This is a genomic window from Pueribacillus theae, from assembly GCF_003097615.1.
GTDB classification, from domain to species: Bacteria; Bacillota; Bacilli; order Bacillales; family UBA6769; genus Pueribacillus; species Pueribacillus theae.
The window spans coordinates 1-7,227 of the sequence record NZ_QCZG01000074.1; the positions used below are offsets into that span (position 1 = coordinate 1).

Annotated in this window: 9 protein-coding genes; all 9 read left to right on the forward strand. The window is 39.9% G+C overall.

The annotated features are described in order from the left end of the window. Window positions 1-154 precede the first annotated feature (154 nt). The 9 genes from DCC39_RS18225 to DCC39_RS18260 all read left to right on the forward strand — a co-directional run bounded on the left by DCC39_RS18225 (window position 155) and on the right by DCC39_RS18260 (window position 7,117). On the forward strand, window positions 155-1,102 hold the full coding sequence (locus DCC39_RS18225; protein ID WP_133243511.1) for a tyrosine-type recombinase/integrase: 948 nt from the start codon (window positions 155-157) through the stop codon (window positions 1,100-1,102). Window positions 1,103-1,225: 123 nt separating this feature from the next. Next, a complete protein-coding gene (locus DCC39_RS18230; protein WP_133243512.1) occupies window positions 1,226-1,840 on the forward strand; it encodes a hypothetical protein in 615 nt (204 codons plus the stop codon). A 1,531-nt stretch (window positions 1,841-3,371) separates the two neighbouring features. Beyond that, entirely contained in the window at window positions 3,372-3,503 is a 132-nt protein-coding gene (locus DCC39_RS19705; protein ID WP_276309937.1) for a hypothetical protein, read from the forward strand. Window positions 3,504-3,522: 19 nt separating this feature from the next. After that, window positions 3,523-4,758, forward strand: coding sequence for an amidoligase family protein (locus DCC39_RS18235; RefSeq protein WP_116556314.1), 1,236 nt, complete (start codon window positions 3,523-3,525; stop codon window positions 4,756-4,758). Between the two features lie 55 nt (window positions 4,759-4,813). Then, on the forward strand, window positions 4,814-5,764 hold the full coding sequence (locus tag DCC39_RS18240) for a class II glutamine amidotransferase (protein ID WP_116556315.1): 951 nt from the start codon (window positions 4,814-4,816) through the stop codon (window positions 5,762-5,764). Between the two features lie 52 nt (window positions 5,765-5,816). After that, window positions 5,817-6,113 (forward strand): hypothetical protein, encoded by a 297-nt coding sequence (locus tag DCC39_RS18245; RefSeq protein ID WP_116556316.1) that lies wholly within the window; start codon window positions 5,817-5,819, stop codon window positions 6,111-6,113. Then, window positions 6,113-6,553 (forward strand): gamma-glutamylcyclotransferase family protein, encoded by a 441-nt coding sequence (locus DCC39_RS18250; protein WP_116556317.1) that lies wholly within the window; start codon window positions 6,113-6,115, stop codon window positions 6,551-6,553. Before DCC39_RS18245 ends, DCC39_RS18250 begins: the two co-directional genes overlap by 1 nt. After that, window positions 6,535-6,792, forward strand: a complete 258-nt coding sequence (locus DCC39_RS18255) for a hypothetical protein (protein ID WP_240613694.1) — start codon at window positions 6,535-6,537, stop codon at window positions 6,790-6,792. The genes DCC39_RS18250 and DCC39_RS18255 overlap by 19 nt, the downstream gene beginning before the upstream one ends. Before the next feature lie 28 nt (window positions 6,793-6,820). Further along, window positions 6,821-7,117, forward strand: a complete 297-nt coding sequence (locus DCC39_RS18260) for a hypothetical protein (protein ID WP_116556319.1) — start codon at window positions 6,821-6,823, stop codon at window positions 7,115-7,117. Window positions 7,118-7,227 lie beyond the last annotated feature (110 nt).

The following is a 7,227-nucleotide window of genomic DNA, read 5'->3' on the forward strand; positions in this document are numbered from 1 at the left end:
AGTCCTGCCGGAGTGGCGGAATAGGCAGACGCACAGGACTTAAAATCCTAAGTAGAATAATTCCGGCTAAAACATTGATATTATGCGATTTTACAGTCTCACGTTCCGAAGGACTTTACCTTAGTCCTGCGTAACAAAAAGGAGGCTGTTTTTGGTGTTTAAGGAGAAAAAATCTACGTTAAAAGAAGCCCTACAATTTGTCTTATTGACGAAAAAGTTAGAGAAAAAATCTTATTGGACGATAAGAGACTACAGGCAGCGCATTACAGAATTTATAAATTTCTTAGAGGAAGAATACCCGGACTTAGAATTTGTAGAGGAGGTAAGTGCAGACCATCTAAAACATTACATTGAGCAGATGGATGAAAGAAATCTTAGCAACACAACAGTGAATGGAAAGCTAAGATACCTTAAAGCTTTTTTCAATGTGGCGATTTCAGAAAAGTTAGTCGATAAGGAGTTTGAAAATCCGATGGACGGACTTACTCTTAGAAAAGAGTCATTCAACAACAGCAGGCATATCGCTGTTCCTGCCTTGGACAAGCTCTTAGACCATACAGACAAACGGACATTTCTAGGCATGAGAAACTATATGTGCATGATTTTAATGCTTGGAACTGGGATTAGACCTTCAGAAATGTTAGCATTAGATGTTGACGACTGTAAAGATTCGCATATAATTGTTAGAGAAGAGGTCTCTAAGAGTAGGGAATTGCGAATCCTCCCTTTGGCGACTGGAGCGCAAAGAGAAATGTATAAATATCTGCAAATAAAGGGAGACTGGGGAGGAAATATACTTTTCCCCAATTACGAAGGTAATAGATTGTCTACGAGAGGCCTGGGAGAAGCGTTAAAGAAGATAGCTGATGAAGTCGGCATTGACAGGAACTTAATCCACACTTACGCCTTCAGACACACGTTTGCTATTAATTATTTGAGGCGTGGAGGAGATTTATTTAAGTTGCAGCGTTTGCTCGGACATACGACTTTAGAAATGACTAGACGATACATTAGGTGGGATATTAGCGATTTGCAAAGCGATTTTGATGAAACTTCTTTAGCTGAAGAATTTATTAAATCTAAAAAGAAAAGGAGACGGTAAACATTGTTGAAGAACTCGTATATTACTAAGTCTTACGATGTGATGGAATCTAACCGTATGATTAGAGATCAGGCGTTACCTGGCTTCCCTTATATTTCGTATAAGGGAGCGCAGTGTTTAGAAATGGCGTACAGTTTTAAAGTACTTCTTCGTGATAACGTCATAGAAGCCCTTTACAGGGACGATAGACGTAGAGCCAAGTCTCAGGTCGATATGTCTAATAAAACCCTAAGAGACGTTGTCTCTAAAGGTTTCTTGCAGACTCATTCAATGGGCCATGAGTACGGCAACTTGTATGCAATGGACGAACTTGGTTTTGACTATCTGGGAGTAAAACCTTATCCTACTGATTTTGGCAGAAGAGAGCTTATCAAGTTTTACGGAGTTAATCGAGTATTCTCTACCCTATGCTATAAGTACAGAAAAGATTATACATTAGAATGGTCCACTGATTGTGGAATCGGGGATGCTGCTGCCATTGTCTGGGAAGACAGCACTCGCAGAAAAGCGTTGAAAAGCTATGTTATCGAGTTTGTTAAAACAAACTTTAGACAAGACAGAGCTTTAGAAATAGAAGAGATTCAAAAGCGTTATGCTGGAAAGGAAGTTGAAGGTCTTCCGACAAAGCCGAGCGTGATAGCTGCAACTATTGACAGAGAAGACTTTGAGCTGCTCGTTGTAGAGGATGGCAAAGAATGTGTAAGCAGGCAAGAGATTGATAAATGGGCGGCCAGTTAAGATTAAGTATTGCAATTAAGCTAAATAAGTTAATATTAATATTAACATTAATATTATCATTAATATCAATACTAATATGAAACGAAGGGGGACTCCTTAATGGAGTCCCTCTTTTTCTTGCCCCCAGGGTAGTGGAGTGAAAAAACGGTCAGGGGGGAAGAGGGTTGGGTTGCTAGTAACTATATAATAACTCTCATGTGGGACTCCGGTTTCGTGTCCCCCCACCCCCATCGAACGCGCGTTCGTGCCGCGGGAAATAACGGGAAATGTTGGGAAATACCAGGAAATAGTCGGGAAATAATGGGAAATATTTTCTTTGTCAAGTCCTTTTTTCTCTTTTTTCGGTTATTTCCTGGAAATAATTGGTTGTTTTTAGCGAACGTTTATTCGTTTTTCCAACTTTCTACTATATAAGACAAAAAGGGGAAGGGGAACAAATGTTTCTGATAGGACTTTCGGCTTAAATATCGAATAAGGTATTGCATAGTCGATAAAAATGTAATATGATGTAATCAGTCGCAAGGCAATGACAGCGACTAGAAAAGAAAGTTAAAAAATGTTTCAAAAATGTATTGACTAATCAATTGCATATATGCTACGATATAGTCAATCAAGCGGCAAGGAAAGCCGATCCAATCGAATACCTATCTAGTTGATGCGCGGCAAGCCAATCGCTATAACCCAATTGAGATAGCACAGGCACACGCCAAACGGTCAAACCGGATAGTCGAGAAGGAAACGCTTTTTAACCCGCTAAATTGAAAACTTTCACATTTAATTGAAAATAAGCATTGACTATACTATTGAGTATATGATATAGTATGGTTAATCAAACAAAAAGGAGCGATGCCTATAAGGTAAGGTAGGATTTTGCCAGCAACATTTTTCATTCAATTTTTCATTCAATTTTTCATTAAGTTTTCAATCGACATTTTTCAAACCTTGTCACACTGTAAACCTAGTCATGCGTTCCTTGATAACTGCATATTAGTAATCGACTAGTCAATATAGTAGTCGCGTGAATCAACACGATATAAAAGCCCAAAGGGTTTACATGGGAGGCAGATCGAGTGACAGAAACGAGCCGAAAACCGTTGTATAAGCCGAGATATATAGAACGCTTATATAAGGCATACCATGAACCGCTACGTTAGGCACGATATGCAGTTAAATCGGGCAGGGTAGAGCCGCACAGACGGGTAAGGGGAACGTACCAGGACACACAGCACACACAACTAACTAAAAGGAAGTGAATGCCTATAAGAAAATATTAAACCGGAAATATGTATCTCTACAGAAGGTATAAGCTTTGTTTTTTGTTGCTTGTACCTTCAAATAGGGGTATAACAATCCCTAAAAATTTATAGAAAGGGGTTTTAGCAATGAAAAAGTATCTTGTCAAGTACACTTGTTGCGCTTTTGGTCAGTGGTCAGAGCATGAAAAAATCCTAACATACAGGGACTTACAAGACATCATAAAAAGCCCTGTTCACGCTGTTAGGGAAGTAAAGGAAATAAAGGAAGGGGATTCATGTACAAAGTAACTTACAGCTTTAAATTGAACGTAAACCGTCACACGCTGGAAAGGAAAGTAACGTTTCGTGAACTGTTGCCAATCATTAGAAACAAGTTTTACCGTATCGAAAAGGTGACTAAAATCTAATCCGAAAGGAAGAATCAAGATGCCAAATATTAAGTGTGTAAACTGTGAAAAAATAGTCATTGGCGGCGAATACCTTATCACGCATGACGGCGACATGGTTTGCTATGACTGTGAATATGACGGAGTTGTTCAATATTGTGAATGCTGTGACGAACTATTCTTTGACGATGAACTGAACCATGTTGGAAACGATGAAACCGTATGCGATAGCTGCATGAATGAGTATTACACCGAATGCGATAACTGTAATCACATCGGCCATGATGAAGACATGCACTTTGACAGAAACGGGGAATGTTTATGCGATAATTGCAGAGAGGATTATATACAATGCTATGCCTGCGAGGTATTCGTTCACGTTGAAAACTCAATTTATAACGATGCTCATGGGGATTGGTATTGCTATGATTGTGCGCCTAGTTCCATAATCCATGATTACAATTACAGCCCTGCTTTACAGTTTTTCGGAAATGCAGAAGGTAAAGACTATTACGGAGTGGAACTTGAAGTTGACCTGGGAGACGACTACAACAACCATGAGGATGTAGCAAGTAGCCTGGAAGGCTGGACGAGTGGGGAACTGTACTTTAAAGAAGATGGCTCACTCAATGACGGCTTTGAAATCATATCGCAGCCGTGTTCCTTTGAACACCACATGAACAATATAAACTGGAAAGGGATGCTAAACGACCTTAGAAATGAAGGATACAGATCGCACGATGTCGGTACATGTGGGATACATGTACATATAAGCCGCAAGGGGTTTGGCCAGACTTTTGACGAGCAGGATCTAAACATCATGAAATTGCTATTCATTGTAGAACGGCACTGGGACAAAATGGTTGCATTTTCAAGACGCACTGAAAGGCAGTTAGATTCTTGGGCGAAAAGCTATGTAGCAGACAGTGGAATGTCTCGTGAAGTCATATGCGAAAGAGAACTGCTAGAGACGGCGAAGTGTGCAGGAAGATACTACGCTATAAACTTAAATAACAGAAGCACAGTCGAGTTCCGTCTATTCAGAGGCACGCTTAACATTAATACGTTCAAGGCTACGATCCAATTCGTGAAGGCTTTGCGTGACTTAGTTATCGACTACTCAATAGAAGAGTTACAAACAATGTCATGGAACGGGGTAGCTAGATACCTGGAAAGACAGGGATATGAAGAGTTAAACAGATACCTAAAACAGCGTGGAATTGAGTATAAAGATGTATCGACACTTTCATATGAGTCTGACAGGGAAACTGCATAGTCAATAGGGTATGCATTAATAACAAAAATCTAAAATAATAAAGGGGTTAGATATTATGTGTAGACTTGGTGGAATAGTTTTATCGGATAGGCCGAGGACTGTAAAGAAGTATGAACAGATTACAGAAGACTTGCTCATGACTCTTGTCAACATGGAAGATGCCCTGGGAGGGGATGGGAACAGCTTAACGTTCCACTATCCGAACGGGGAATACCGAATCATTAAAGAACACCGAAAAGTAAATCGGCTGTTCAGTAGATTCAATGAAATACGACAAAACTTAATGGATGGGGCAATCATCGTACAGATGCATGCACGTTTAAGTACTTGCGGGCCAAGTAAGTACCATGAGAACATGCACCCGTTCGTACATGGCCCGATTATCGGATGCCATAACGGCCAGATACAGGACAAATACATCTGGAAATCCCTTGAGAAAATGAATATTACGCCATACAGCACAACAGACAGTGAAGCCATGTTTGCACTAATGTCCGTATACAGTCCTACGCTTAGACCCGGAGGTATGCAGGAAGTGTTAGACGAACTGGATGGAACATACGCCATAACAGCAGTCACTCAGGATCAGCCGAACATGCTGTTCATGGTAGCAGGGGATAATCCGCTTTGCTATTGGAATAACAAGAAAGCTGGGGAACTGTGGTACGCAAGCACACCGAGCCTTCTGCCTGAAACATTGAACATACCGACAAAGAAAGTAAAGAAAGAATACACCTACGGCAAGAATAAAGGAAAAACATACACGACACGGGTACGTAACATTGTCGAACTGGAAGAAGGGCAAGCATTATATATCCGTTCACATAGAAAGAAAGTCACGCTGGAGAAACAAGAGTTTGAAGTATGGGGCAGCTATTATAGCTCATGGCGCACTGGATGGGACACAGACTTTGACGGCTACTATGAAGATGAAGACGGCTATGGTATATACGGCATGACTGAGCAGGAAAGAGCGTACTACGGCAAATTAGCGGAGGACAACTAGGGAGCCAATTGACGGCTTCCTTTTCCTTTGCGAAAAGGGGAGAGGGAAAGCTATGAAAAAGGTTTTTGAAGCTTATTCTGAATCAGAAAACGTTGAAAAATTAGAGAATTTTTTACGCAAAGAGCGAAATAGTTTGACGTATGAACAATTTTACACGTTGACATGTATCTTAAAAGACATAGACGATGAAATGCTTGGACATGAATTAGACGGTTGTTCTTGTAGGCAATTGAACGTCTTAGAAGAAATTGACGAAATTTTAAAAGAAGCTATTGAGTCACTGGATAATGGCGAAAAAGTAAATGGATTAGAATACGCAAGACAACTTATAAAGGAGTCGATGAATTGATGAAAATGTTTACCTATGGAACACTCAAAGACGTTGAAATGCTTAAAGAATACGGAGCAACTGATATTGCAGAAAATGCCTACGTAAAGGGCTATCAAATGTACTCGTACCGAAACGGCTTTCCAATTACAAAGAAAACCGGATACGCAGGAGACATTATTTACGGCACGCTTTTCAGTATTCCGAAAGAAGTAGTATTGTACACCTTTGACCGTATCGAAAATTACGTGCCTGGAAGAGAAAGGATCCACAACATGTATAACCGTGAAAGAGTCTTTGTTCGCCGCAATGATCGGCTTATAAGTGAATTTGAAATCGCTCATATGTACTTGGCGAACGAAGATTACTTTATAGATCACTATATAGAAGAAAATCTAATCGAATCTGGCCTATGGGAGGACGCTGTAAAGGAGGTGATGCCTTGGAACTTGGGCAAGTAGTGTTAACAAAAAATGCCGCAGACAAATTGAAGCAGGAAGAAGTACGGGATGTATTAAACCGCTACATTAATAAAGACTGGGGAGAACTGGATAAAGAAGACTGGGAAGCTAACGATCATGCCTTGGAAAACAATGGCAGGATCTTAGCTTCTTATTCTTTAGACGAGAACAGGAAAGTTTGGATCATTACTGAATGGGACAGATCGGCCACAACAATTTTGTTACCTGAAGATTATTAAACAAATTTTGAAAGGGGAAAAATAACCGATGAAAGATCTTACAAGGGTAGTTTTATTGAGTAAAACTTTAGATGTAATGGAAGCGAAAGGCTTAAAAAATATGCCGATTAAAGCGATTAGACCTTTAATTGATTTGTTGGGAAAAACCGTTATTGAAAATGACGTTTTACAAGAAATTATTATAAAGAAAGTAGGCTGGACAAAGGACAAAATGAATGCAGAAGTTATTAACGCCATTATTGAAAGAGAAAAAGAAATTCGTGAAGGTAGAGAAGGCAATGATGTTGACGTAACAATGCAAGAATTAAAGGAAATTTTGGGTTAATCATGATGTTTGAACAAGAGGTAGCAGCCTATCTGGAGAAGATAGGCTGCTCATTTTTTGTGAAAAGAAAACCATACGCTAGGCGTATGGTTCCGGAAAGCTTTCAGCGA

What these genes read in the sequence shown, in the direction of transcription:
- DCC39_RS18230 (WP_133243512.1), top strand. Translation starts at nt 1,226, where the DNA reads ATGGCGTACAGTTTTAAAGTACTTCTTCGTGATAACGTCATAGAAGCC.
- DCC39_RS19705 (WP_276309937.1), top strand. Translation starts at nt 3,372, where the DNA reads ATGTACAAAGTAACTTACAGCTTTAAATTGAACGTAAACCGTCACACG.
- DCC39_RS18235 (WP_116556314.1), top strand. Translation starts at nt 3,523, where the DNA reads ATGCCAAATATTAAGTGTGTAAACTGTGAAAAAATAGTCATTGGCGGC.
- DCC39_RS18240 (WP_116556315.1), top strand. Translation starts at nt 4,814, where the DNA reads ATGTGTAGACTTGGTGGAATAGTTTTATCGGATAGGCCGAGGACTGTA.
- DCC39_RS18245 (WP_116556316.1), top strand. Translation starts at nt 5,817, where the DNA reads ATGAAAAAGGTTTTTGAAGCTTATTCTGAATCAGAAAACGTTGAAAAA.
- DCC39_RS18250 (WP_116556317.1), top strand. Translation starts at nt 6,113, where the DNA reads ATGAAAATGTTTACCTATGGAACACTCAAAGACGTTGAAATGCTTAAA.
- DCC39_RS18260 (WP_116556319.1), top strand. Translation starts at nt 6,821, where the DNA reads ATGAAAGATCTTACAAGGGTAGTTTTATTGAGTAAAACTTTAGATGTA.